At 49.4% G+C, this 26290-nt stretch carries 27 protein-coding genes, 1 tRNA gene and 2 riboswitches; of the genes, 16 read left to right on the forward strand and 12 right to left on the reverse strand.

Annotated elements, in window-relative coordinates:
- Nucleotides 1–542: 542 nt before the first annotated feature.
- From TX85_RS25630 to TX85_RS24960, 11 genes are all read left to right on the forward strand, one after another.
- The gene (locus tag TX85_RS25630) at nucleotides 543–1352 is read left to right on the forward strand and encodes an RNA polymerase sigma factor (protein ID WP_049895239.1); all 810 of its coding nucleotides are present in this window, start codon (nucleotides 543–545) and stop codon (nucleotides 1350–1352) included.
- Between the two features lie 19 nt (nucleotides 1353–1371).
- Nucleotides 1372–1971: an ATP-dependent Clp endopeptidase proteolytic subunit ClpP gene (gene clpP / locus TX85_RS24920; protein WP_044482634.1), complete on the forward strand. Its 600-nt coding sequence runs from the start codon at nucleotides 1372–1374 to the stop codon at nucleotides 1969–1971.
- A gap of 240 nt (nucleotides 1972–2211) precedes the next feature.
- Nucleotides 2212–3669 carry an IMP dehydrogenase gene (gene guaB / locus TX85_RS24925; RefSeq protein ID WP_044482635.1) on the forward strand — a complete coding sequence of 486 codons (1458 nt, stop codon included), beginning with the start codon at nucleotides 2212–2214 and terminating at the stop codon, nucleotides 3667–3669.
- A gap of 123 nt (nucleotides 3670–3792) precedes the next feature.
- Entirely contained in the window at nucleotides 3793–5202 is a 1410-nt protein-coding gene (locus tag TX85_RS24930) for a D-alanyl-D-alanine carboxypeptidase family protein (protein ID WP_044482636.1), read from the forward strand.
- Between the two features lie 242 nt (nucleotides 5203–5444).
- Nucleotides 5445–6728, forward strand: a complete 1284-nt coding sequence (gene serS / locus TX85_RS24935; protein WP_044482637.1) for a serine--tRNA ligase — start codon at nucleotides 5445–5447, stop codon at nucleotides 6726–6728.
- 61 nt (nucleotides 6729–6789) lie between these two features.
- Nucleotides 6790–6878: transfer RNA gene (locus TX85_RS24940), tRNA-Ser, on the forward strand.
- A 126-nt stretch (nucleotides 6879–7004) separates the two neighbouring features.
- Complete coding sequence (locus TX85_RS25635) at nucleotides 7005–7637, forward strand: TetR/AcrR family transcriptional regulator (RefSeq protein ID WP_049895241.1); 633 nt, start codon at nucleotides 7005–7007, stop codon at nucleotides 7635–7637.
- On the forward strand, nucleotides 7638–8519 hold the full coding sequence (locus TX85_RS24950; RefSeq protein WP_044482638.1) for an alpha/beta fold hydrolase: 882 nt from the start codon (nucleotides 7638–7640) through the stop codon (nucleotides 8517–8519).
- A gap of 79 nt (nucleotides 8520–8598) precedes the next feature.
- Entirely contained in the window at nucleotides 8599–8751 is a 153-nt protein-coding gene (locus TX85_RS26175; RefSeq protein ID WP_071784261.1) for a small acid-soluble spore protein P, read from the forward strand.
- A 277-nt stretch (nucleotides 8752–9028) separates the two neighbouring features.
- A complete protein-coding gene (locus TX85_RS24955; RefSeq protein ID WP_233500863.1) occupies nucleotides 9029–9853 on the forward strand; it encodes a YitT family protein in 825 nt (274 codons plus the stop codon).
- Nucleotides 9854–9953: 100 nt separating this feature from the next.
- A complete protein-coding gene (locus TX85_RS24960) occupies nucleotides 9954–11033 on the forward strand; it encodes a DUF6612 family protein (RefSeq protein WP_081671883.1) in 1080 nt (359 codons plus the stop codon).
- 55 nt (nucleotides 11034–11088) lie between these two features.
- Here the strand turns inward: TX85_RS24960 and tadA are convergent, their stop codons facing one another.
- Complete coding sequence (gene tadA, locus TX85_RS24965; RefSeq protein WP_101781227.1) at nucleotides 11089–11601, reverse strand: tRNA adenosine(34) deaminase TadA; 513 nt, start codon at nucleotides 11599–11601, stop codon at nucleotides 11089–11091.
- A gap of 332 nt (nucleotides 11602–11933) precedes the next feature.
- Here tadA and TX85_RS24970 point away from each other — a divergent pair, with 332 nt between their 5' ends.
- Nucleotides 11934–13814, forward strand: coding sequence for a sensor histidine kinase (locus tag TX85_RS24970; RefSeq protein ID WP_044482641.1), 1881 nt, complete (start codon nucleotides 11934–11936; stop codon nucleotides 13812–13814).
- A gap of 44 nt (nucleotides 13815–13858) precedes the next feature.
- Entirely contained in the window at nucleotides 13859–14563 is a 705-nt protein-coding gene (gene rluF / locus TX85_RS24975) for a 23S rRNA pseudouridine(2604) synthase RluF (RefSeq protein WP_044482642.1), read from the forward strand.
- 109 nt (nucleotides 14564–14672) lie between these two features.
- On the opposite strand, the gene motB is transcribed toward rluF, so the two are convergent.
- On the reverse strand, nucleotides 14673–15482 hold the full coding sequence (motB, locus tag TX85_RS24980) for a flagellar motor protein MotB (protein ID WP_044482643.1): 810 nt from the start codon (nucleotides 15480–15482) through the stop codon (nucleotides 14673–14675).
- Nucleotides 15466–16269, reverse strand: a complete 804-nt coding sequence (motA, locus tag TX85_RS24985) for a flagellar motor stator protein MotA (RefSeq protein ID WP_044482644.1) — start codon at nucleotides 16267–16269, stop codon at nucleotides 15466–15468. The genes motB and motA overlap by 17 nt, the downstream gene beginning before the upstream one ends.
- Before the next feature lie 190 nt (nucleotides 16270–16459).
- Here motA and TX85_RS24990 point away from each other — a divergent pair, with 190 nt between their 5' ends.
- Together TX85_RS24990 and TX85_RS24995 are read left to right on the forward strand one after the other, a co-directional pair.
- Nucleotides 16460–16753: a hypothetical protein gene (locus TX85_RS24990; RefSeq protein WP_044482645.1), complete on the forward strand. Its 294-nt coding sequence runs from the start codon at nucleotides 16460–16462 to the stop codon at nucleotides 16751–16753.
- Nucleotides 16754–16928: 175 nt separating this feature from the next.
- The gene (locus tag TX85_RS24995; RefSeq protein ID WP_044482646.1) at nucleotides 16929–17228 is read left to right on the forward strand and encodes a 4a-hydroxytetrahydrobiopterin dehydratase; all 300 of its coding nucleotides are present in this window, start codon (nucleotides 16929–16931) and stop codon (nucleotides 17226–17228) included.
- Between the two features lie 79 nt (nucleotides 17229–17307).
- On the opposite strand, the gene TX85_RS25000 is transcribed toward TX85_RS24995, so the two are convergent.
- From TX85_RS25000 to TX85_RS25025, 6 genes are all read right to left on the reverse strand, one after another.
- Entirely contained in the window at nucleotides 17308–17670 is a 363-nt protein-coding gene (locus tag TX85_RS25000) for a c-type cytochrome (protein WP_044482647.1), read from the reverse strand.
- 157 nt (nucleotides 17671–17827) lie between these two features.
- Nucleotides 17828–18316: a GNAT family N-acetyltransferase gene (locus TX85_RS25005; RefSeq protein ID WP_044482648.1), complete on the reverse strand. Its 489-nt coding sequence runs from the start codon at nucleotides 18314–18316 to the stop codon at nucleotides 17828–17830.
- 275 nt (nucleotides 18317–18591) lie between these two features.
- Nucleotides 18592–19071: a C40 family peptidase gene (locus TX85_RS25010; RefSeq protein ID WP_044482649.1), complete on the reverse strand. Its 480-nt coding sequence runs from the start codon at nucleotides 19069–19071 to the stop codon at nucleotides 18592–18594.
- A gap of 5 nt (nucleotides 19072–19076) precedes the next feature.
- Nucleotides 19077–19212: riboswitch (cyclic di-AMP (ydaO/yuaA leader) on the reverse strand.
- Between the two features lie 238 nt (nucleotides 19213–19450).
- Entirely contained in the window at nucleotides 19451–19945 is a 495-nt protein-coding gene (locus tag TX85_RS25015) for a C40 family peptidase (RefSeq protein ID WP_044482650.1), read from the reverse strand.
- Between the two features lie 2 nt (nucleotides 19946–19947).
- Nucleotides 19948–20083: riboswitch (cyclic di-AMP (ydaO/yuaA leader) on the reverse strand.
- Nucleotides 20084–20304: 221 nt separating this feature from the next.
- Nucleotides 20305–21135: a hypothetical protein gene (locus TX85_RS25020; protein ID WP_044482651.1), complete on the reverse strand. Its 831-nt coding sequence runs from the start codon at nucleotides 21133–21135 to the stop codon at nucleotides 20305–20307.
- A 35-nt stretch (nucleotides 21136–21170) separates the two neighbouring features.
- Nucleotides 21171–23195 (reverse strand): M1 family metallopeptidase, encoded by a 2025-nt coding sequence (locus TX85_RS25025; RefSeq protein WP_044482652.1) that lies wholly within the window; start codon nucleotides 23193–23195, stop codon nucleotides 21171–21173.
- 106 nt (nucleotides 23196–23301) lie between these two features.
- Between TX85_RS25025 and TX85_RS25030 the strand changes: the two genes are divergently transcribed.
- Nucleotides 23302–23802 (forward strand): YwhD family protein, encoded by a 501-nt coding sequence (locus tag TX85_RS25030; protein ID WP_044482653.1) that lies wholly within the window; start codon nucleotides 23302–23304, stop codon nucleotides 23800–23802.
- 106 nt (nucleotides 23803–23908) lie between these two features.
- On the opposite strand, the gene TX85_RS25035 is transcribed toward TX85_RS25030, so the two are convergent.
- From TX85_RS25035 to TX85_RS27895, 3 genes are all read right to left on the reverse strand, one after another.
- A complete protein-coding gene (locus tag TX85_RS25035) occupies nucleotides 23909–25072 on the reverse strand; it encodes a stalk domain-containing protein (RefSeq protein ID WP_044482654.1) in 1164 nt (387 codons plus the stop codon).
- Between the two features lie 31 nt (nucleotides 25073–25103).
- Nucleotides 25104–25808 carry a DNA-3-methyladenine glycosylase gene (locus TX85_RS25040; protein WP_044482655.1) on the reverse strand — a complete coding sequence of 235 codons (705 nt, stop codon included), beginning with the start codon at nucleotides 25806–25808 and terminating at the stop codon, nucleotides 25104–25106.
- Between the two features lie 302 nt (nucleotides 25809–26110).
- On the reverse strand, nucleotides 26111–26290 hold a 180-nt coding region (locus TX85_RS27895), incomplete at its 5' end, for a hypothetical protein (RefSeq protein WP_044482656.1).

Below are 26290 nucleotides of genomic sequence, written 5' to 3' on the forward strand. Positions count from 1 at the left end.
AACACAAAGAGCACTACCGATAACCCGGTGGTGCTTTTTGCTTTTTCTTGATGTGTTGTAACTAGAGTAATGCACGAAACAATGCAGACAGCATGCAAGCATCGCAATCGATACACTTGCTCAGAGGGGAAATGCTTGGTCTAACGGACATTACGTCTCCTTAAAGGTCACTATGGATGAATCCAGAAATGTAACGGACATTTTGGCTGCTTAGATAGGTGAGTTGCGTGAATCAGAGCCGTTTGAGCGTCCTAAGTGCCGAAAATGTCCGTTACCCTCCAAAAATGTGCAAAAAATTCGGCTAATGGTTCAAAATGTCCGTTAGCAGGTCGAAGATGTTGCGTTAGCAGGTCCAAGATATTGCATTAGCAAGTTGAAGATATTGCGTTAGTAGGCCCACGATATTGCATCAGCAAACTCCAAAGTTTGTGCCGGTTGAATAAAAATAAAATTTCTCATATCGTATCTTTAAGAGCAATTTTCTCGTTAATAAACAATGAAAGCAAATATAGAGGGAAACCACAGTCAGGAGGTAAGCCGATATGCCAAGGGAACAGTCAGCTAGTCCTTCCAGAGATGGTTCGGTGCAAGAGAGATCGCAATCCTATATGGATCGAATTAACCTGCATCATCAGAATCTACGGCAGTACTGTCATGCGTTGACAGGCTCTCCTTGGGAAGGTGATGATCTGGTTCAGGATACGTTGCTTAAGGTATGGTCGGCATTTCACAGGGGGCTGAAAGAGGAGCAGGTTACGCTTGCCTATCTGTACCGAGTGGCCCGCAATGCTTGGATCGACCAGTGCCGGAAGAAGTCACCTGCTATAACGCAGCAACCGTTGGAGGAGGCGCGGCACCCCGCCGCAGATCCCTTGGACGTATGGATAGCGATGGAGACATTGGTACAGCAATTGCCGCCAGGACAGCGAACGGCATTTTTACTGGTAGACGTGCTTCATTATACAGCATCAGAGGCTGCAGCAATGGTGAATACCTCTGAGGGTGCGATTAAAGCGGCTCTCCACCGGGCCAGGGTGAAGCTGAGAATCCGAAACGGTGCTCCTAGACAACAGGAAGAGAAGGAATGGCCGACAACAGGTGCTGGTGCAGAAAAAAGCTCTTACTCGTCAGCGGAGGTGGACTCATCTAGGACGTACGCTTATCTGGAGGCATTCCGCCAGCAAAATACGGCTGCGATGGTCATGTTAATGAATGATGGGGTGCAAGGAGAGGCTGTGGCCCCATTGCTCTATGCCCAGTCTCGGAAGCAGTCTGTTAACCGGCGCAAAGCTTCAACATCAACATCTAGCCAATCTGTACAGAGTGTGTACGCGATGGCAGCAGCGGCTTAGATTATATGGAGGGGATTAAATGAGCAATATGGTTATTCCTTATGTGATTGAACAGACGGGCCATGGTGAACGATCGTACGATATATACTCCCGCTTGTTGAAGGACCGGATTATATTTTTGGGCTCGGCGATTGATGATCAGGTAGCTAACAGTATTACGGCGCAGTTGCTGCTGCTTGCGGCAGAGGACCCGGAAAAGGACATCCATCTCTACATTAACTGTCCTGGAGGCTCTACATCGGCAGGCTTTGCTATTTATGATACAATGCAGTACATCAAGCCGGATGTGCAGACGATCTGCGCGGGGATGGCGGCGTCGTTCGGTGCAATTCTGTTGCTGGCCGGCACCAAGGGAAAAAGATTCGCGCTTCCAAACAGCGAGGTCATGATCCACCAGCCGCATGGCGGCACACAGGGGCAGGCTAGCGACATTGAAATCAGCGCCCGCCGAATTATCCGTACCCGTGAGCGATTGAATGAAATTACGGCGGAGCATACGGGACAGTCGCTGGAGCGGATCTCCAGGGATATGGACCGGGATTATTTTATGACGGCTGAAGAAGCCAAGGGCTACGGGATTATAGATCAAGTCATCGCCAGCTCCAAGCATAAGCCATAGAATTGAGGAGAAAATTGGAAGAACCGTGTATTCCGAAGAGGAATAGCGGTTCTTGTTCGTTTACAGCGGACATTCGTATGTGTAAGGTAGGCCTTTAAATAAACGCCGTGCTTTGTCTTGACAGCCTATATCCCCTTTGCTAAGATTGCAATAATATATTTTTATAACCGTGATTCGGCGTTGTTATAATAAGGGAAAACCAAGACCGGACCCGATTAAACATGAGGAGGATAACCAAAGGTGTGGGAGAATAAGTTTAACAAGGAAGGACTTACATTTGACGATGTATTGCTCGTTCCCCGGAAGTCGGAAGTTTTGCCAAAAGAGGTGGATGTGTCCACGAGACTTAGCGATACCGTCAAGCTGAACATTCCGCTTATCAGTGCAGGGATGGATACCGTGACAGAGGCTGCACTGGCGATTGCAATCGCGCGTGAGGGCGGCATCGGTGTTATCCATAAGAATATGTCCATCGAGCAGCAGGCAGAGGAAGTAGATCGGGTTAAACGCTCGGAGAGCGGTGTTATTACAAATCCGTTCTCGCTCTCCCCGGATCATCTGGTCTCGGATGCTGAGGATGTCATGGGCAAGTTCCGGATCTCGGGTGTACCGATTGTAAATGAAGAGCACAAGCTGATCGGTATTTTGACGAATCGCGACCTGCGTTTTGTGCATGACTATAGCATTAAAATTAGTGAAGTGATGACGCGGGATAACCTCGTAACTGCTCCAGTGGGTACCACCCTTCAGGAAGCCGAAGGCATTCTCCAGAAGCATAAGATTGAGAAGCTGCCTTTGGTGGACGAGCATAACGTCCTCAAGGGACTGATTACGATTAAAGACATCGAGAAGGCGATTCAGTTCCCGAATGCGGCCAAGGATGCGCAAGGAAGATTGCTTGTAGGTGCCGCTGTCGGCATTTCCAAAGATACATTTGAACGGACGGAAGCACTGGTCCAGGCTGGTGTAGATATGATTACAGTGGATTCGGCGCATGGACACCACATCAATATTATTGATGCGGTAAGAGAGCTGCGTAACCGGTATCCGAAACTGACCATCGTAGCAGGAAACGTAGCAACGGGTGAAGCAACCCGTGAACTGATTGAGGCAGGAGCATCTGTGGTGAAGGTGGGGATCGGGCCGGGCTCGATTTGTACAACCCGCGTCATTGCCGGGATTGGCGTACCCCAAATTACAGCTGTATATGACTGTGCTACCGTTGCCCGCGAATATGGTATTCCGATTATTGCTGACGGTGGGATTAAGTATTCCGGAGAGATCACCAAGGCGATCGCAGCTGGTGCTCATGGAGTAATGCTGGGCAGTCTGTTTGCAGGAACAGAAGAGAGCCCTGGCGATTCGGAAATCTACCAAGGACGTAAATATAAGGTCTATAGAGGAATGGGGTCGCTTGCCGCTATGAAGCAAGGCAGCAAAGACCGCTACTTCCAGGATGACGACAAGAAGCTGGTACCGGAGGGTATCGAGGGACGCGTCGCCTACAAAGGTCCGATCTCGGATACCATTACCCAGCTGATCGGCGGATTACGCTCCGGCATGGGCTATTGCGGAACGCCGACGCTGGATGAGCTGCGCAATGATACGGCGTTTGTCCGGATTACGGGTGCAGGTCTTCGCGAGAGCCATCCGCATGATGTGCAGATTACGAAGGAAGCTCCTAACTACTCTCTATAGCAAAATGTCCGCATTACAAAGACAAGCAGGCTGGAAATCGGTCTGCTTGTCTTTTTTTGCAGTATGCCCTGTGTTAGAATAGATAAAGCAATGAACGAGAATAAGAGAGGAGCTTTAAGAACATTGAAACCGAATACCGCACACCACACAAATTCAAAACCAAAACGGAATCGCTTGCGTAAGGCTGTGGCCTCCGTTCTGCTTCTGAATATGCTGTGCTTCTCTCTGGTTCCGGCGCTGGCGCTGGCAGAGGGCGAGCAATCAAACAATTCAGCTGAATCCTCAAACTCCCAGTCTACGACGACTCAAACTGAGGCTGTTCAGATTCCTACCGCAGAATCCCTTGATTTGCAGGTGAAATCTGCGATCCTAATGGAACCAGTCTCCGGGCAGGTGTTGCTTAACATTGAGGGGGATACGCCTTTTCCTCCGGCTAGTATGACAAAGATGATGACAGAATACATTGTGGCTGATCTCGTGAAGCAAGGCAAGTTCAGCTGGGATGACGTGGTTACTGTTGGGGAAAATGCCTCCAAGACCATTGGCTCCCGGATTTTCTTGGCTGAAGGGGACCAGCATACGATCAAGGAACTATATATTGCCATGGCTGTTGGCTCTGCTAATGATGCCACGGTTGCGTTGGCCGAATATGTGGCCGGTTCGGAACAAGCCTTTGTAAAAATGATGAATGATGAAGCAAAGCGGATGGGCATGACTACAACTCATTTCGCGAATTCAACCGGCCTTGATATTGCCGATATGCCAGAGAAGTTCCGTACGCCTGGCAATCAGGAGACGGTCATGTCAGCGATGGACGTAGCCATTCTTGCGAAATATATTGTTACCGATCACCCTGATTTTGCGGATTTTACAGCAATTCCGAGCCATAAGTTCCGGGAGCGGGATAAAGAGCCGATTATTAATTATAACTGGATGCTGGAAGCCAACAAGGATGTCACCAACTTCAAGCAATTTGCTTATGAGGGTCTGGATGGTCTTAAGACAGGTCATACCAAAAATGCGGGTTATAACTTCACGGGAACGGCAGAACGCAATAGTATGCGCCTGATCAGTGTCGTGATGGGAACAAGTTCGGAAAAAGCCCGGTTCGTAGAAACCCGCAAAGTGCTGGATTTTGGCTTCAATAACTTCGAGACCAAGCAAATTGTGGCTCCTAAAGCATCGGTAGCAGAGATGGAGAGCGTGACGGTCAAGAAGGCAAAGAATACGTCAATCCCTGTCGTCAGCGATGAAGCAGTGAGCTTCGTTATTCCTAAGGGCGCTGATATCAGCACAGTGGAAGCTGCAGTTCAACTTGATTCAGAGACGTTTACCGCACCGCTGCAGCAAGGCAGCAAGGTTGGAACCGTGACCTACTCCTTTAAGCCGGATGGAATGGATCAGACATTGACGAAGACAGTGAACCTGATTACAACCGAGGAAGCTACAAAAGCGGGCTGGTTTACATTGATGATGCGAGCCATCGGAGAGTTCTTCAGCGATCTGTTTAACGGTATCAAGAACCTGTTCTAGGCTTGAATGATTACGTCATCTAAGGGCAGATGAATTGTAATTTAAGTGGAAATATTGTAAAATATAAAGTTAGATTATTATCGGAAGGCGACGTCTTCTACACCTTGACTCTGATTCAGAGTTAAGGTGGTTTTCTTTCTTCATCACAGTTTTGGCGCTTCTGACGGTCATGTTCAAGCTTCTATCGGAACCAACGCATGATAACACGGCTGTCACGGCAAGATTCTAGGAGGGACTACCCAATGTTGGATGTAAAAATATTGCGCAATAACTATGCGCGTGTCGAAGAAGCTTTGAATAACCGGGGGAAATCGCTTGATCTAATCGCAGGCTTTCCTCAATTAGATGAACGGCGCAGAGCGCTCCTTCAGGAGACGGAAACGCTGAAGAGTCGCCGGAATACCGTATCGGCTGAGGTGGCCAAGCGGAAGAAGAATAAGGAAGATGCGGAAGAGCTGATCTTGGAAATGCGCGAGGTAGGCGACCGGATCAAGGCGCTGGATGATGAAGTACGCGAGCTTGAAGCGAGCATCGAAGAGCTGACCATGAGCATTCCGAACATTCCTCATAGCAGCGTGCCTGTTGGCGCCTCCGAGGAACAGAATGAGGAGATTCGCCGCTGGAGCGAGCCGCGGACGTTTGATTTTACGCCGAAGGCGCATTGGGATATCGCGCTGGAGCTGGGCATTCTGGATTTTGAAGCCGGAGCAAAGGTAACGGGCTCCCGGTTTACGTTCTATAAAGGGCTTGGAGCACGTCTGGAGCGGGCTTTGATCAGCTTCATGATGGATGTGCATAGCGGGGATCACGGTTATGAAGAAATGCTGCCGCCTTACATCGTCAATCGGGACAGCCTGTATGGAACCGGGCAGCTGCCGAAGTTTGAAGAGGATCTGTTCAAATTGACCGAAGGCGATTATTACCTGATTCCAACAGCCGAGGTACCTGTTACGAATTATCATCGCGAGGAAATTCTGAGTGCCGAGGATCTCCCGAAGAAATATGTTGCGTACAGCTCGTGCTTCCGTTCGGAAGCGGGTGCCGCAGGACGCGACACACGCGGCCTGATTCGCCAGCATCAATTCAATAAGGTGGAAATGATCAAGATCGTCCATCCGGACTCCTCCTACGAGGAATTGGAGCAAATGACGGCCAATGCGGAGCGCATTCTCCAGTTGCTGAACCTGCCCTATCGGGTGCTCGCGCTTTGTACGGGCGACCTTGGCTTCACAGCTGCCAAAACCTATGATCTCGAAGTATGGCTGCCCGAGAGCGGGATGTACCGTGAAATTTCCTCTTGCTCGAATGTAGAGGATTTCCAGGCGCGTCGGGCTAATATCCGTTACCGTCCGGAGCCGAAGGCGAAGCCGGAGTTTGTGCACACCCTGAACGGATCAGGCTTGGCTGTAGGCCGTACTGTCGCTGCTATTCTGGAAAATTACCAACGTGAAGACGGCAGTGTGGAAATTCCGGAAGTGCTTCGTCCATACATGGGAAATGTACAGGAAATTACCAAGCGTAAATAGCTTGATAAGATGATTCCATTGTGGTAAAATCTGATTTGTTACGCAAATTGGATTTACCTTTGGAGAGGTACCGAAGCGGTCATAACGGGGCGGTCTTGAAAACCGTTAGGGTGCAAGCCCACATGGGTTCGAATCCCATCCTCTCCGCCAGTTGAAAATGTTCAAAGGACTTAGACCTTGATGGTTTAAGTCCTTTTTTGTCATTGACAACCTAACAGTTGTTAGATAAACTCTTCTTACCTAACAACTGTTAGGTACATAAGGAGGATTAGACTGATGAGGCAAGCTGAGCAGGATACGAAAGAAAAGATATTGAGCGCGGCCTTGGATCTCTTTTGCGTGGACGGTTACTCAACGGTCTCCGTCAGAGACATCGGCAAGGCGGTAGGGATTAAGGAAAGCTCGATCTACTATCACTTTAAGAACAAGGAGGATATTCTCTATTCTTTGTTCCACAAGTCGGAGCAGTGGACTCAGGTGCGCAAGGAGCAGTTCATTCAGGCTTTGGAGTCTGTTCCGAAGGTTGAGCGCGAGAATTTTATTGCTGCCGGAATCGCTTATCTGGAAGGCTATTTGCTGGAGGAGAAGATCAATAAACTGATCCGTATGCTGACGATAGAGAAGCAGAGAAATTCCGAAGCAGCTCAGCTTTATCGACAACTGCTCTTCAGTGTCCCTCTTGATCACCATAAGAAGGTGTTTTCATTCATGATAGACAAGGGCTGGATGAAAGGAGACGACGTGGAGCAACTGGCTGCGGAGTATCAGTCCAAGGTGCTTTATGTGTTCCACAAATATTTCTCCGGTACTTTCGAGGCGACGAGTGAGGAGAGAACGCTGGCACAGCTTGAGCTGTCATCGTTACTAGGGAGATTTTTCAGTCAGTATATCGGTGTGGGGGGACATTAAATGAAAATCTACAGAACGAGAAAAGCTAAGGAGAATATTCTAAATACCTATGACCGTCTGCTTGAAGCGTGGGGCACCGAGGTTCTTCCCTTTAAGGTTCCTACACGCTACGGGACTACTCATATCAATGTATTCGGCAGAGAAGATGCTCCTCCGGTTGTTTTGTTTCATGGTGTCGGAGATGATTCGGCGCTGATGTGGATTTACAATGCCGCTGTGCTCGCGCCTCATTTTCGGTTGTATGCCGTAGATACGCTGGGCGGCCCCGGGAAAAGCATTCCCAATGAGAACTACACGAAAGAGTTTGAACACGCGGAATGGATTGATGATCTGCTCGATGGCCTGGAGCTTAAGCAGGTTGATCTCGCCGGGGTATCTCATGGAGGATATCTCGCCCAATATTATGCCGTCCATAGACCGGAACGAGTAGGAAGAGTCGTCTCTATGGCCTCAGGTGTACCCGCAGAATCGGCCGGACACCCCATGAAGACCATGCTTCGGGTGTTCCTGCCGGAGGCCTTGTTTCCTACCAAGAAGAATGTCATTAAGCTGCTAACCAAGCTCACCGGAAAGAATACCGCCGTCTTTACCGACAATCCGTTGATCGTGGAGCATTATACATATTTATTACGGGGCTATAATAATATGGCCATGAGTTTTCATAAGGTGAATACCTTTACGAATGACCAGATTAATGACCTTCGCGGGAAGACCCTCTATCTGATCGGGGAGAGAGATCCGTTCTATATCCTTGGAGGCGGGACGGTTTTGCAGACATACCAAATGAACAGACGTCTATTCGAGGACACAGGGCATGGGATTAATCATGAAATGGCTGATGACATCAACCCGATTCTCATTGAGTATTTTTCCCGTTCATAATATGTTGCATAAACCCGGTCAAGATGCCGCACGATAACAGAGGCAGTACACACCATCGGAGAATGGAGGTGTTCTTCATATGACCAAGCCAAAGGGCTATACCACGCCAGGAACGCAGCCGGATACCAGCCAGCATCGGGAACATGGCCATGGCGGTCCGGAGCCGCTGTCAGGCTCGAAGAAGGTGAAGAACCGGAACCACGTGCGTCATAACAATCCGCAAGGCAGCTGAGGCTGAAGCGGAGTAACGGTTTAGTGACCCGGCAGAGGCCGGGTTTTTTTCTGCCAAATTTGAATAAGGGAAGACAGCTTGCTCATAAAATGTCATAATAAAGAGAGGACTTGTAAAAAAATGATAACACGGAAGTGGAAGAGGAGATATGGAGAGAGCTATATTACTGAAAGGATCGTGATGCCCTTTGAACATCGTGGATGCTAAAATGCCTGCTGAAGAGGCCTTTTCCAAGGCTGCATCTCAGCATAAGCAGAGATCAGTAGGCAATATAATTATGCGATTCAGCTTTATTATAATTGGAGCCATTATCGTCTCGGTCGCCCTGGAGCTTTTCCTCGTACCGAACAAGATTACAGATGGCGGAATTACCGGTATCTCTGTGATGTCCTCTTATTTGTCAGAACTCCCTCTAGGTATTTTTCTGTTTCTGTTTAACCTTCCGTTTTTGATCATTGGTTATAAGCAAATTGGCAAGACCTTTGCCATTTCTACTCTGGTCGGTATTTCAGTCATGTCGGCGGGTACTTATTTGCTGCATCCTGTAGATCCTTTTGTCACGGACACCCTGCTTGCCTTTGTCTTTGGCGGCATTCTTCTGGGCCTCGGCACCGGGATTGTTATTCGTTTTGGAGGATCGCTGGATGGAACGGAGATCGTTGCGATTCTTTTCTCCCGCAGATCAGCCTTTTCTGTCGGCGAGATTATTATGTTTATAAACTTCTTTATTTTGCTTAGTGCAGGCTTTGTATTCGGCTGGGAACGCGCGCTGTTCTCGCTGCTGGCTTATTATATTGCTTACAAGACTATCGATATCGTCGTGGACGGTCTTAACGAGTCGAAGTCGGTATGGATTATCAGTGAACAAATTGATGAGATCGGCGCGGCTATTGTCAATCGTCTCGGCCGTAGTGTAACCTATCTGAGCGGTGAGGGCGGATTTTCGGGCGACCCTAAGAAGGTTATTTTCTGTGTGGTTACGCGGCTTGAGGAAGCAAAGCTTAAGGAAATCGTGAATCATTTCGATCAGCATGCATTTTTGGCTGTAGGAAATATCCATGATGTTAAGGGCGGACGGTTCAAGAAGAATGCAATTCATTAACTCTTTTTTCTAAAAAGGGTTTCCGCTTAGCGCATATTGGTTTAATATATGGGAGTGTTTGTAATTTTTTTGTCTTATTGGACAGAGAGGAGTATTTATGTTGGTTAGGAGTTATAAGGCGGCGTTCATCTTGTTATTTACCCTGGTACTGGTGCTGACAGGATGCGCAGGCAAGAAGGACCCCAAGGAGGCGCTGAGCAGCGCAGCTGTTCAAGCCTTGAGTATGGAGTCTTACGTCATGGACAATCAGATTAAAATTGTGGATTTGAGTTACACTTCTGATGATTCGTCCTCGTATACTGCGGCGCAGGTAGGGGCTGTGTTCTCCATTTTGAAGGATGCAGAGATCAACATTAGCGGTATTTATCAGCAAGACCCGATGCAGTCGGAGCTTACGCTCGAAATCAAGCTTACCGGCGACATGTCGACCACCATTAAGGTTCCTATGGTCGTTACTGAGGATAAGTTGTATATCAAAATTCCAAGCATTCCGTTCTTGCCGTTGCCGGATACGGTTGTAGGCAAGTTCCTGGTGATGGATATGCAAGAAATGATCGAGCAATCCGGCCAAGAGTTCAACCCTGAAATGTTCGACCCTAATAAGTCGAAGAAGCTGACCGGGGAGATCACGGGCGCTGTGTTCGCAGAGTATGATGAAGCGACATACTTCAAGAATGTTGATCCAAAGGATGCAGGGCTTCCTGAGGGCATCTCCGCCAAGCAGGTTGTTCAATTCTCGGTAACGAACGATAACGTCAAGCCAGCCCTGGAGATTCTGATTCATAAGGTTACCCCGAAGCTGCTCGATATTATCGAGAAGGAAGAATACCGGTCCCTGATCGGTGTGACGCCTGAGCAGATCGAGGAGGCCAGAACAGGACTGCAAGAGGAAAATCAGAGCGAGATTGGCGCAGCACTGGATGAGATGCTGGAGTATTTGAGTGTACATGAGCTTACATTAAATACGGCCATTGATAAGAAGGATTACCCTGTCTATCAGGATGCGAATATTGATCTGGAGTTCAATGATCCTTCTACGAAGGACACGGTGCGTCTGGCACTCCAGTTCAACAGTTCCTTTAGCAAGATTAACGAGAAGCAAACGTTCGAGATTGGAATTCCGACGGATACCATTACCATGGAGCAGTTCGAACAGGAAATGGGCGGGCTGGGCTACTAGGACCGCACTTTGGATAGGAAGAGGGCTGCCTGATGAAGGCAGCCCTCTTTTAAATTTAATGATGATGATGGTGTGCCGGCTTTTTGCGAAGCTTGCGGAAGAAATTGGTCAGAAGAGAGGCGCATTCTTCCTCCAGGACGCCGGATAATACTTCCGTACGGTGATTAAAACGCGGTTCCTGCAACAGATTCATCAACGTACCTGCACAGCCCGCCTTGGGATCTGAAGCGCCATAGATCACCTCGGGAAGGCGGCATTGAACGATTGCTCCAGAGCACATAGGGCAGGGCTCTAGAGTCACATACAGCCGGCAATGAAGCAGCCGCCAGGCACCCAGAGTATTGCTGGCTTCACGAATAGCAAGCATCTCCGCATGGGCGGTACCGTCGCGAGAGCTCTCCCGCAGATTATATCCCCGTCCGACAATTATATCTCCAAATACGATTACTGCTCCAATAGGCACTTCTCCAAGCTCCTCTGCCTTCCGGGCTTCTGCAATAGCCTGCTTCATCCAATATTCATGCGAATGGGCAGACTCCGGAGGCGCAGGAAATAACGAAGTCGACATGGACATTCACTCCCCCTCGGCTAGTCTATTATACACAAAATCCAACGAACAAATATTCGTTGTTAACACACTGTGGACAATACTGTGTATAAGTACGAATTTATCCACGGTTCTATTCACATATCCAGTTTATGAGTTGTTAATATGTCTATAATATGTGGATAACTTGTTTATAAAGGATATTTTTATAGATAATAGTTAGGTATAATTTCTTATTCTAGGCAATACATTTGGGAATTTCAACGTCTTTGCAAATGACCTACTTATAGGTATGATGAAATTGATGTCGAACTACCCAGAATTCTCCAACTAATTTCCCTGAGGAGGCTTGTATGTCCATAAAAATAAAGCTTTCTCTAATGATGACGATATTTGCCGTAGTTCTTCTTTCCTTGAACCTAGTTCTAAGCTACTTCTCTACCCGGGACAGCCTCCAGAGAGCCAGCGAGAGCAATGCCGTGCTGGTGGCGAAGCAGATTGCGCTTGCGATCGGCCAGAGCCGTGCGGTATATGAATATATCGGCGGACAGAACCCGCAGGCTCGGTCTACTACACTATCTACCGCGCTTCAAATGACGAGTACGGAACGCATTGTCCGGGAGACGATGGAAGCCAATGACAGCCTGATTGATATCTCAGGAATTGATCCTTATGCACCTAGGCGGGAGTCAGCCCGCCTTTTTGGCGAGTCGGATGAATTAGAGGAGACCACCTTTTTTCGTGCCGTTGCAGCCGCTGATCAGGTTGAGCCCTTAAGATATGAGATTCAATGGAATGGAGAACGGGTGCTTGAGAGCTATATTCCGGTAAAATTTTCAGACCGGCCTTACGTCATACGGGTAGTCTCCAGCTACAGATCTATTACCGCAGTGCTGTCCGAATTTATGCTGGATCAGCTAAGCGTCTCGGTGCTATTGTTGCTTATGGTTGTATTTATCAGCTACTTGATGGCTGGAGAGCTTATCCGGCCGCTGCAGCATATTTTATCCAGGGTCAATCATTTTTCAGCGGGTGTCTTCGATGCCCGAATCGGGATGAAGCGCAACGACGAGGTCGGCAAGCTGGCACAGAAGATGGACCAGATGGCAGACAACATGAATCATTACATGACAGAGCTCCGGCAGAGAAATGAAGAGAATCGCCTGATGCGCGAGCATCTGGAATCTATCATTAATCAGACGGCGGACGCCATTCATGTCACGGATCTGGATGGGACGATCTCACGGATCAATAAAGCGTTTGAGTCGTTGTACGGCTGGACCTCTGATGAGATTGTCGGCAGCAGATTAGACTTCATCCCTCCCACCTCGTCAGATGAGCGCAGCGGATGGTACAAGGCCATTGAGCGGGACAGACCGTTCGTGCTCACAGAGACCATACGTCTTCGCAAGGACGGCAGTCAGGTGCATGTCAGTATTAGCGAATCGCCGGTGTATGATGAGGATGGACTTATCGTGGCTTTTATCAGCATCTCAAGAGACATGACAGAACATAATAAGATGGAGGAGTTGCTGCGCAGATCGGAGAAGCTTACGACAGTAGGCCAGCTTGCTGCCGGCGTAGCTCACGAGATCCGCAACCCGCTTACGACCCTTCGGGGATTCTTGCAGATGCAGCAGCGCTCCAAGAGCATCAATCAGCTCCATACGGATATCATGTTGTCTGAACTGGATCGAATCAATCTGATTGTCAGTGAATTTCTGATTCTGGCGAAGCCGCAGGCGGTTCAGTTTGAGATCAGGGATATCCGCTTTACGATTGGTGACGTGATCTCCTTATTGGACAGCGAGGCGCATCTACATAATATTGAATTTGAGTCCCATTTCTACTCGACGCCAGTTCTGGTACACTGTGAAGAGAATCAATTGAAGCAGGTTTTTATCAATGTGTTGAAGAATGCCATGGAGGCTATGCCTCACGGCGGGAAAATCTCTCTATTTGTCGGAGAAGAGGATGACGGGAATGCAGTTATCCGTGTAGAAGACGAGGGAGAGGGAATTTCCAAGGACCGCTTGGAGAAGCTGGGGGAGCCTTTTTATACGAACAAAGAGAAAGGAACCGGGCTGGGGCTAATGGTTACGCAGCGGATTATTGAAGGACATCAGGGAAAGATCCACTTTGACAGCGAGCTTGGTAAGGGAACTCGGGTTACAATCCTTCTCCCGGGTGCCAAGAGAGAACTCCGGACCGAAGAGTCAGGAGCGGCGGGATAACGGATCGTAGATCGATGAGTAAAGCATGAAGGGTGACAGTAAGCGTGAGAATTAATAAATTTATTAGTGAGACGGGCTATTGCTCCAGACGAGAAGCCGATAGGCTTGTAGAGTCGGGAAAGGTTACCATTAACGGAGAGATTGCAGTGCTTGGAAGCCAGGCGGAAGACGGCGATGATGTCCGGGTTAACGGAAAGCCGCTTCAGGAGAAGCTGGAGCAGCACGTGTATATTGCGTTGAATAAGCCAACAGGAATAACAAGCACGACAGAGCGTCATATTCGAGGAAACATCGTGGATTTTGTCGGTCATGAGAAACGCATCTTTCCGATTGGCCGCTTGGACAAGGATTCAGACGGTCTGATTCTGTTGACGAGCGATGGAGATATCGTAAACAGGATTCTCCGTGCGGAAGGGAAGCATGAGAAGGAGTATATTGTTACGGTCGACCGCCCGGTGACTCCTTCGTTCCTGAGAGCCATGGGAGAAGGCGTGAAGATACTTGGTGAGATGACCTTGCCGTGCAAGGTAACCCGGGTCGGAGACCGTGTATTCCGGATCATTCTCATGGAGGGAAAGAACAGGCAGATCCGCCGTATGTGCAGTGCGCTTGGCTATGAGGTTCGCAGGCTCCAGCGCATTCGGATTATGAATATCCGTCTTGGAGACCAGAAGCTAGGAGCATGGCGCGACCTGACTCCACAGGAGAAGCAGGAGCTTGGCGAAGCACTGAATTACAAGCTGCTGTAAGCAGATACAGTTAGCAAAAGGGCTTACCGCTCGATCTGATGATCTGGCGAATAAGCCCTTTTTATTGTGCGGCTGAATTGAAGAAGCCGCAGGGAATTCTCTTACGAATTTATTCTTTCGTGGCCGGCAATCCAATCTGCTGATCGCCATCCTGATACTTCCGAATGATGGAGACCTCGACTCGGCGGTTCTGTGCTCTGCCCACATTGGTGTCATTGCTGGCAACGGGATGGTATTCACCATAACCGATCGCACTGAACTTCATCGGATCAAGCTTCTCATTCAAGATCAGAATCTTCATAAAATTAAGCGCACGGGCCGAGCTGAGGTCCCAGTTGGACGGAAACTTCGCCGTTGAGATTGGCACATTATCCGTGTGGCCCGACACGATCACTTCGTAGTCAGGGAATTCTTGAAGCAGAGTAGAGATTGCCTTGGCCAATACGCGGGCATCGGGCTTCACATCCGCTTCTCCTGACGGGAAGAGCGCCTTGTCGCTAATCGTGATCATTAATTGAGACTGATTAAGCTTGGTATCGAGTTGGTCTGTTAAGCCGTTATTTTCAATATAAGTGTCCAGCTGCTTCTTCAAGGCCTCAAGGCTTTCTTGCTCCTGCTGCATCAATTGCTTCTTCTGGTTCATCAGACCGTCTGTAGAAGTCTTGGGCAACTGGCTGTCGCTGATCCCATTGATAGTGCTGCTCTGAAGAGCATTGTGATCAAGGATCCCGCTGCCCCCCGTTAATACGCTATGGAACGCTTCACTCATCTCCTGAAACTTCTGGGCATCGATATTACTCATCCCGAAGAGTACGATGAACAGCGCAAGCAGAAGGGTCATTAAGTCGGAATAGGGCAACAGCCAGCTTTCGTCAGCATGTTCTTCGTGGTCTTGGTGTTTCTTATTCCTTTTGCTCACCCGCACCAACCCCCTTTTCCAGAATCTCCGCACGCTCCGCAGGGGTCAAGAATACGGCCAGCTTCTGCTGGATAGCAATCGTCGATACACCGGATTGAATGGACAGAAGCCCTTCCACCATCATGAGCTTCACCTCCATCTCTTTCTTAGACAGACGTTTCAGCTTGTTGGAGATTGGATGCCACATGACATAACCTGTGAAGATACCAAAGACCGTAGCGATGAAGGCGCCGGCAATTGCATGGGACAATTTATCGATATCACTCATATCAGCCAGGGCGGCAATCAAGCCGACCACGGCGCCGAGTACCCCGAGGGTTGGAGCATACATCCCTGCCTGGGAGAAGATCAGAGCCCCGGCTTTATGCCGCTCCTCTGTGGCAGCAATATCTTCGGTCAATACGTCCTGAACGAATTCCTGATCATTACCATCGATAATCATCCGCATGCCGCCCCGCAAGAAATCATCATTGATTTCTTCCACCTTGGCTTCGAGAGCCAGCAAGCCTTCGCGGCGGGTAATAGTAGCCCACTCCATGAACATGGAGATAAGTTCTGCTTTACTGATCATCTTTGGCTTAACGATCGTTAACATAATCAGTTTCGGGAACTTCTTAAGCTCCGACATTGGAAAGCCTACGAACAGAGTTGCGGCGGTGCCTACAAAAATGATTACGAATGCCGCAGGATTTTCAAGCAGGCTTTCAACAGGCGCTCCTTTTAAAAACATTCCCAAGATCAGCGCTATGAAGCCGAGAATAAGTCCAATAATAGTTGAGATTTCCATTGCACACCTCGTCCTTGAGAGAATTGAATTGGCGTTCATGCCCCTGGGCATCCTTGCTGGGACAGTTAAATTGAAGCCGAATACCAGTTTATCTATTTTATCGACAGAACAGCCTTTTTTTTTAAGGTGCTTTTTCCGGTATAATAAGAATACAGGCCTTTAGGACTGTATAGAAAGGGGTATATTCGCTGTGGGAGTAAAACATGGAAGAGATTATGAATATATTTTGAAGGATTTGACGGAGGCCGTTGGCCGAATCCAGGACTGCTATCTTTTCTTTGAAATGGAAGTATCGGAATGGGAGCAGCTGGATCAAGAGGCGAAGGCCGAGGTGCAAGAGGCGCTGGCTGAGGACTTATTCTATGGACTTGGGTCAGAGCCTGTGATTGAAGTGGGCAGTGCCGTAGTTATACATGATCCGGAGGGGCATCGGATTAACTTCCTGATTGGTGAAGAGGAATTGACCTCGGTCATGTTGATTTGAGGCAGCGGTTTTGGATTCGGCAGGCTGACATGGTAAAATAGAAGCTAACCAAGCAGACACCTCCGGGCTGCATAGCGCACCAGATGATACGTCGTACGTCAGGCATGAACACCGATGAATGTGAATACAATAAACCGATGATAGAATGTATTGAGGTAGAATAGGGGGAACAAAAATGCCGTTTACACCGGAAGAGGTAGAAGCGCATTTGGAGAAGCTTGAAGGCTGGGAGCTGGAAGAGGGACGCTGGATTATACGAAAATATACCTTCTCGAGCTTTATGAAAGGAATCGCCTTTGTCGATGAGGTTGCGGCGATTTCAGAGGCCTTTAATCATCACCCTTTTATCACGATTGATTACAAGACAGTGACCTTGCGTCTGACCTCCTGGGAAGAAGGAGGCATTACGGCGTTGGATATTAAGGAAGCGCATCAATATAATGAGGCATTTGAACGGGAGCGTACGGCTGGCTAGTCCGCTTTGCCCTTCTCCATGATCTGCAAGATGAACGCCCGCCAGGATACGTTATCCGGCGGGCGTATTTATGTGCGAGCTATTTTTTCTCTGACAGCCATAGGGCCACGTTGGCAATTTCCTCTTCCTTCAGCTTATCCTTGAAGGCAGGCATCATTCCACCGCCCTTACCCTTCGTAATAATGCTGTACAGTTGATCTGCAGATAGTGTGGAGCCGATATGAGCCAGTTCAGGAGCATTTGCACCTTGAAGCTGATCTCCATGACAGGCGATACAGTTATTATTAACGATCGTCTCGGCTTGCTCTGCATTCAGCGTAACGGCCGGCATTTGAGGCTTCTCTTCCTGGGCGACTTGATCCCGGCCTGGCAAGGTAAACATAAGCGCGGCCGCAAAGATGCAAGCCACCGCAAGTAATCCGCTCATGATCCACTTTTGCATTCCAATTCGTCCCTTCTATGTAAGCTGCTCCTTCCATTATAACGGAACATCACAGCTGATCATAGCTTTTGTGTCAAAAAAAGTAACGAAATTGGTTGATTTCCAAAAAAAACACTGACAAATCGTGATCTTGATCACAGCAGATAGCATAATGAGGTTATCCGCGATATACCATGCAGTAATAGGGTTTGGAGATTCCTCCCGGGGTCATCTTCTCATAAAGGTCTGTAATCACAAACCCGGACTTCTGATAAGCGCGAATGGCCCGGGTATTCCAGGTCAGCACTTCCAGATCGATCACATCCTGCGGCTTTCTCCGCTTGGCTTCGGCGACAATCACCTTGACGAAGTCTTTGCCCAGACCATGACCGCACAGGTTCGGCCTCATACCTACTCCGAGCCTGGTGACGCCCTCCATGGGAAAATATTGAGCAAATCCGGCAAGCTCATCTTGCGGATTCAGTAAAGAGACGTATTGCTGGGCGCGGAGCGTGGGGTTGCCGAACTCTACATCAAGCGCTTTCATCTGCTCCCAAGGGAGCCAGCTATACACATCATAAGGGGAATCATATTTCCAGGTACAAATATCGGCCCCATGGCTTTCTTCCATTGGTACAACACGAAATGGTACGGCAGGTTGTTCCATCTTTGCGCCTCCTTTAGCGATAGAGAATATATCTTCGACAGGAGTGGGTCCCATTCCTTTTTAAACTCACTCTAACGGGAAATGGGTCGCTTGTAAAGGCGTTTTCGGTTGTTTTGTTTTCCAGAGTATGGGTATATGAAGGGTAAGGTAAGCTCATAAATAAAAAATAGGATATAGCAAGTAACCTTTTTGAGAATTCTTGCGTTTAATGAATGTAGCAATAAAAATACCGCAGTCGATTCCGGCAAGAATCGCTGCGGCAAGGATGAACATCATTAGGCTTCTACAGCATACTTGGCATAAGTATATTTGCTGAGGATCCGCTTTGCTCCGACATAACGGTTTTTGTAATAAGAACTGTCCAGACTATCGATCTTGATTCCATTTGATGATGAGGCATGGGCGAATTCCCCGTCTCCAAGGTAAATTCCTACATGGGTGACCCGGCCGCTTGTGCCCGACGTATTAAAGAAGACCAGATCGCCTGCCTGCAGCTGGCTTTTGGCTACGGCTGTGCCCTGTTTGTATTGGGCAGACGAGACCCGAGCCAGATCAATGCCAAGCTTCTTAAAGACGTACCGTGTAAATCCGGAACAATCAAAGCCGGTAGTGGTAACTCCACCGTATTTGTACGGTGTGCCATAGACTGAATTGACGACACTGGTCAGTGTGGATTCTCCGGCAAGAGCGCTTCCCGTTCCCATGGTGAACAATACGGTCAGGCTTGTTGCTGCTGCAATGATTGCTTTTCTCAAGATGTAAATGCTCCTTCCAAGGCCTGCGAGGTTAGCTTAAGGATTCGGTTGAAGGTTCCCTATGATCTCTTATGTATAGATCAATTCACCCAAAGTGGTTCCCCCGTTTCCCGGGTGCCGGGAATTCGGCTGTTCTTAGTGGTCTGCACCCGAAAAGAACGACGTAGCTGCAATGGTTACTGCAATGATTACAAAGTTGTTACTATTGCCTAAGTTATTCTACCAAAGCCTATCCAGTCTTGGCAAGCTTATCATAAAAACTGGCTAAAAAAGGTCAATTAGAACTGGTTAAGTCAGCCGGAAACAGGGTAAATAGTCTTAAGTGAATAAAAAAGACCCGCAGTGAATTCATTAAGAATTCCTGCGGGCCTCGTTCGACTTATTCTACATCGTCATGATCCGTAGTATTTTCACTGGTTACCTCTTCGTACTTATCCGTACTCATAATGCGCTTAGCACCAACATAACGTTTCACGTAGTAGCTTTCGCTCAGCTTGCTGATGATAACGCCCTTGGAGGAAGAAGCATGAGCGAACTTACCGTCCCCTACATATACCCCAACATGGGATACTCCCTTACCTGAGGTGTTGAAAAACACCAGATCGCCAACGATCAGCTCATCCTTTTCTACAGCCGTTCCCATCTTGTATTGGGAAGCGGATTGATGCGGCAGCTTAATGCCGATCTTGGAGAAGACAAACATGGTGAATCCGGAGCAGTCAAAGCCGCTGGTAGTTGTACCACCAGAGACGTATTTACTGCCGAGGCCTTCGTCGATAGCGGAATCCAGCTTGGAATCCGCGAAAGCGCTGCCAGCCCCGAGTGTAAACATGATAGCTAAACTTACCGCTGCTGCTGTGAGTTGCTTCTTCAAGGTAAAACTCCTTCCACTGCCTACGAGGTTAGCTTAAGGATTCGGTTGAAGGTCTCCCTATGATCCCTCTGTTACGAGATCAATTCACCCAAAGTGGTTCCCCCGTTCCCCGTGAAGGGAATTCGGCTCGATTTTCTTCTGTCGCAATATTATTTCGACATCTGGAGGAAGATCCCTGCCAAGGATGACAATAATAATGACAAAACTGTTACTGAATTTGCTCTGTTGCTATTGTAGCAAAGGCAAGTATATTTTGGCAATGGCTAAATCGCAAGATTTATAGGCCCAAGCGGCATTCAAGGCCTCCGAAATCACTCGGAGGCCTTAAGGGGCAAGGGTTTTTAAAAAGTAAATTTTTTTTAACCTTTCTGTGACCTAGTATGCCAGAGCCGATATTGAGAGGTTACACTCCAGACTTGGAAGAGACTTCGGATAAAAGGATAGGTTTGCTGTAGGACAAGAGCCAGTATCCCGGTAAAGATCCAGGAGAACAGACCGAACACCAGGAATATGCCTAGCGTTAGGCTGCCAAGCACGATTGCGATCAAGATGCCCTGGAGCATGTGTCGGAAGCAGATCAGCACAGACGTCCAGAGTCCGGCTTTGAAGAGGTACCCGAATTTGATGAACAGGAGGACTTGATGAATTAGCCAGCCATAGATCAAATAGATCAACAAATATCCGCTAATAAGTAGAAGAGAGGTGGAGGGACTGCTTTCACGGATAAGTGATGGCAATTGATCAAGTAGCCGTGGTCCGATCCAGAAGAAGGGAAGGGACAAGAGTGCCAGCTCCAGCAAGTAAAAGAGGGCCACGGGCCTCCAGAATTCCTTCATTCCCCGGAAGAAGGGGAGACCGCTCTTTCGGGAATCCTGCGGGAGCAGTCCGTAGAGTATGCCGGACTCCAGCAGGGGACTGAGCAGCAGCCGTATGGCAATCATGCCAAGGAGTATCCACAGATATTGATGAACAGCAGCATTATGCTGCAGCTCAAGCTGTGCCTCTAACCCGTACAGCAGACGGCTGATCTCGGTCGGCGGAGGATCGGGATACCGGGATAACACGGCGATAACCGCCATATTTACAATCCGGTAAAGAAAGAAGCCCCATAGCAGCTGATATAGAAACAGGATGATGACAGAGGGAAACTGGCTTCGGACAAGTCCCCATCCTTGTTTAACATAGGTCATAGCATTTCCCTCCCAAGGGTAATTCGGTGATTCCCTTACCATACAAGCAGCCCAAGCAATGACTCGAGTAATTTTACAACGCTTAAGGTGGTCCGAGTCTCAACCGGTTCCTGGATCTCGTGTTTGAGATAATTGTTGATATGCTTGTTCTCCAGCACCAGAGAATAGTCTGGATCAATCTGAACAAAATCGATCGGCTCCTTATATTGAAGCTTCAGCTCGATCTGTTCGCCTTCCCCGTTCCAGACCTTTTTCTCCGTATGCCCGTCTTTAAAGCTGAACAGCAGAGGAATCTTGGATGCATCGCTGCCCAACTGCCGGATGGTAACAACCGATTCGTACAAAGGCGTTCCTTCCTTGGATGCGATCTCCTGCACCTGAATATTCTCTACGGCAAAATCAGCCATCCCGCCGTTGTATACATATTGCTTGAAATAACTCTTCCAGCTTCGTCCGGTTGTCTGCTCAACAATCCGTTCAAAGTCGGCCGTAGTCGGATGCTTGAAGCGATATTTGGTGCTATAGCTGTACATGATTCGCTTCATCGTCTTCGCCCCGACCTGACGCTCAATATCGAGCAGAATCAGCTTGCCGCGATAATATACATTTTTAGCGTAATTGTCTCCCGATCCGTACTTCCAAGCTACTTCGGTAAGGGATACGGGCGAAGTAATGATAGCGGACTGAACAGGCAGGTTGGCTTGAATGCCGAATTCCTGCTCCATTAGCTTATCCTCCGCATAGGAGGTAAAGGCTTCATCCAGCCAGGCCTCTTCAAATTCATTGCTTGCGACCATTCCGTAGAAAAATTGATGCCCAATCTCATGGATAACTGTGCGCTCCAGCTCATCATAGCTGGGGGAATCGCTGGATGCGCCGAATGCCGTTATTAAGGTCGGATACTCCATCCCGCCCGCCCCGTTGCCTTCTTCCGGAGGCACGACGATGGACAGGGTAGAGTAAGGATATCTTCCATACCACTTGCTGAAATTTGCCAGGGCAACCTTGGCCGCATAGAAATAACGCTCCTTTAAATCCTCATGTTTGGGGTCGAGATACAGCTTGATCCGTACCCCAGGCACTTCCGAGGAGGAGAAGGGCTCTTCGACATAGACAAAATCAGGGGATGCCGACCATGCGAAGTCATGCACATCATCCGCGTAGAACTGGATCGACTTGCGGCCGTCCTTTCGAACAGCGGGTTTGGTCTGGAAGCCGGTGGCTGCGACCGTATAATGGTCAGGGACATCGATATTCACGCTATAAATTCCGAAGTCGGAATAAAATTCAGAATTGCCGTGATACTGATGAAGGTTCCATCCCTCGGCAGTTCGGCCTCTCGTTCCGGCAGGCTCGTAGACGCTGAGCTTCGGGAACCATTGACCAGCCATCACAAAGTCGCCGGCTGCTCCCATGCGTGCAAATATTTTAGGCAGCTCGACCTTGAACTGAATCTTGAGCGTAATGCTCTCCCCGCCCCGAACCGTAACCGGGAGGCGGACCTTCGCCAGGGTCTGGTCATTTGCGTTGCCGTCATCAGGCTGTACGAACTGGATCCGGTGGAGCAGTGAAATACCGTCCGTAGTCCGGATCTCTGTCAGCTCCATGCTGCCCCAGCCGTCCTTGGGCATCACATCTCCGCGCAGCTTGCCGCCGGATTCCTTCATAAAGGTCGTATTGGCGGAGGCGAAGGCATTTGGATACAGGTGAAAATACAGCTCATTAACCGCCTTTTTCCCGGGGTGCGTCCAGGTGACCGTCTGAGTGCCGGTCAGTACACGATTCTGTTCATCCAGCTTCACCTGAATGTGGTACTCGGTAACCCGGTTGCTGAGCACCTCAGCTGTAGGCTGCTGAATGCTCTCGGCTGCAGAAGGAGCCGGTTTGCCGCTGCCTGAGTCGGCCTTGACCAGCGTCTCGGAGGCAGTCAGGGGCTTGACCTGTTCCGGGGCATAGGAAGCCTCTTCACCGGGCGGTGAGGCCAGAGAGTAGCGGAGCGTGCCGACAATAAGGCAAATGGCGAGAATAGAGAAGCCGAGAATAGTAGTTCGTCGGGTCATACAATGGATACCTCCCGTTGACAAGCATCTACAGCATGTATATGTTTGCATTTGGGAGATTATTAGCTAAAATTAAATTAATCTGATCCGGTTTCAGGAGGAGCATATGAATAAAGAGAAGAAAATATTTGCGCTGAACATTATCAGCAATGAGGATAAGAGCAAGCACAAGGGGTTCGGGGCCGGTTCCATCGACCTGAACAGCATGTCACCCGTTATTCTTGACGGCGATGAAGCCTATATTGATATCGGTGCAATGCATGCGAAGAGCAAAGTGGAGAAGGGAATCAAGTTCTCTATGAACCGGGACGACGTTCCGAACGGGCGTCAGGTATGGATCGTATGGGTTGCCGTGGATCGCTCGCCGGAAGGGCAGTTTTACGGAGGCTTGACGGCTTGCGAGATGTGGATTGATACGGAAGCCAGACGCGGCTGGAAGATTCTTGCCGATCATGTGAACCGGATGGACTATGCCTTGAAGCGGAAGGTGCTCCTGGAGGGGCTGTCGCCGGAACAAAAGCAACTGCTCAAGAAGCTGCTGCTGGATACCAATGAACAGTGGTGGGAACGGTCTCCGGAGCATGTGAAGGCAGCATTTGAAGACTGATCAGGACCGAGGTATCATAAAAGCACAACTAGAGGACGTTCTCCCGTCAGCAGCGAGCTGCGGGAGAACGTCCTCTGGTTTTATAGAAAGAACAGGATCATTTCGCTCACGGAAGTGTGTAGAACTTCACCGCAGGATCCGCGCTGGAGTAAGGAGTCCTGACAGAAAATTCCAGCTGATTCCCGGTTCTGCCCATGTAGACTAGCCCGTCGCCAATTCCCCATTCACTTTGCTCAATCATTTCAATGGATTCCTCGCTGTGCAGGCTAAGATACAGGGGAATGGAAACGCCGGAGCTCCGGTCGACCAGCAGCAGCGTGCCCAGGGTGTATTCCCGAATCAAGAAAAAATCATCCTCTATGGCCTCAAGACTGTAGACCTCATCCGCCGCCCCGTAATTTTCAAAGCGAATGGTCTCCTGTGCGGTTCCATCCGGTGACACCAAATCGGCATAATGACCGTAATTCATGATGATTTGTCCCTTATGGCTCAGTGCATCAGGAAGCAAATTCACCGTAGAAGGACCGCCATAGGAGTACCCGGCCTGATATACCTGCTTGCCGCCATGGATAAGAACCCGGATTCGGTCATTGAATATATGAGGCTCCCCATGGGCGTTGCTGATCTCCAGCACGTAAGTGTCCTTATCCACGGATTTCGCGTCCATGTACAGCCAGTCCGGTGATCTTAGATTGATCGACCCCAGACGCGAAGGAAGCGTCCCGGCACGGCCGCCATAGAGCGCATTCTGAGTACGGTTAAGCCAGAACAGCATATCCCCTGCACTCGATAAAAGGTAGCGCGAGGTAAAGGAGAAGCTGATATCTTGTCCGCCTGAAGAGGTGATCGGAATGGAAAATAGCTTGGAGAATAGCGAGGCTGGCACATAGGTAACTCCATTCTTGACGAGGACAGATGCCCCCAAAGACAAGACGGCTCCGCTCTTGCTGGTCGCTTTGGCGCTGCCGGCCTTGAACTGGGCGATCTGGGTAATACCTGTAAGCTGATAGGTCTTGGCAGATGAGTTATAGGTTAGCTGCAGATCTAACAGCGGAGCGACCTCCCGAAGAGGCAGATAGAGCTGCCCCGATTGCTTGAACGGCTTGGTATTCAATGTATAAATAGTCTTCTCCGCTGCTGCGGCTTGAGTCGTCAGAGCCGATAGCCCCGGCAGACCGGACAGGCCAGGTATGGCCGGAACGGCGGTTGCCGCAACGGTCAGGGCCAGTGCGGCTGCAGCCACGCGTGTTGTTGATGGGATCTTGCGCATGTTAATCCTCCTTTAAATTTCCAGCATTTATCTACTTATTAAACAAACGCGGGAAGTCCGAAGAAGGTTTCGAGCGGGCTTCAGAATTTTTATCAATAATGGATACATACGGATTGTCACGATAATAGAAGCGCCAGGGCTTCGCCGCATATTCCTCTGCATAAGGAATATTAATGCGCGGCGCGGCGACGATCCTCTCGCCGCTCCCGCTGACGCCGGCGCCCGGCCCTCCTGCGGCAAGCCGCAGCGGACTGGCGCCGCTATAGAACAGTGCGCCGTTCAGCGCCTTGTCGATCCCCAGAGCCCGGCACAATTTGCCGGGTCCTCCCGACAAGTCCGCTGGCCGGCGCACAAGGGAGCCGCGGCAGCGCCTCATGAGGACTTCGTCCTCCAGCGTCAGAGGCTCCACCGCCCGGATCAGGACGGCCTGCGGATCGTCCTGCGGCCCGGTTACCACATTCAAGCAGTGGTACATGCCGTAGATCAAATACACGTAGGCGGCCCCGCCCTCGCCAAACATCACTTCCGTGCGTGCTGTGCGCCGCCCGCCATAAGCATGGCTGCCTTTATCCTCTACACCGCCATAGCTCTCTGTCTCCACAATCCGGCAGCGGATTACCCCTTCCTCGGTATCCCGCTCCAGAATCTGCCCCAGCAGCAGCGGGGCCGCCTCCAATGCCGAGACCGAGTAGAACGAGCGAGGAAGGAGCTCGCCGGGTGTAAGCCCTAAACTCATGATGAAGTGCCCCTCCTTGATCGCTGCCAGCTTGACTCTCCTAGCCTGACTCTCCTAGCCTGACTCTTCTAGCTTGCCTCTCTCGGCCAAGCTGGCAGCCTGTTTTCCTTCATCATATCGGCACCTTGAATTAGAGGCAAGTTGCAGCGATAGGGGGATGTTGCCTTTTGTTGAACTAATCTACTGTTTGTAGTTAGTAAACTATGCACCCTGTTTTCCAGCGGAATTCGGAACTTAAGCGCAGGGTACTGGGAATTTAAGCGCAGAGTACTGGGGACTTAAGTGCAGGGCCTGCATCTATATTACTCCTGCCGCACAATCCCCACGTCCGCAAATTTAGTGCCTTTGTGCATTAAAACCGTCGCCTGAGTCCCACGCCGGCAAATTTTAGTGCCTTTCTGCACTAAAATCATCGCCCGAGCTCCCGCCAGGCAAATTTTAATGCCTTTTTGCACTAAAATCGCCGTACGAGCCCCTACGCC

The sequence above is a fragment of the Paenibacillus antibioticophila genome (assembly GCF_000455265.1).
GTDB lineage: Bacteria > Bacillota > Bacilli > Paenibacillales > Paenibacillaceae > Fontibacillus > Fontibacillus antibioticophila.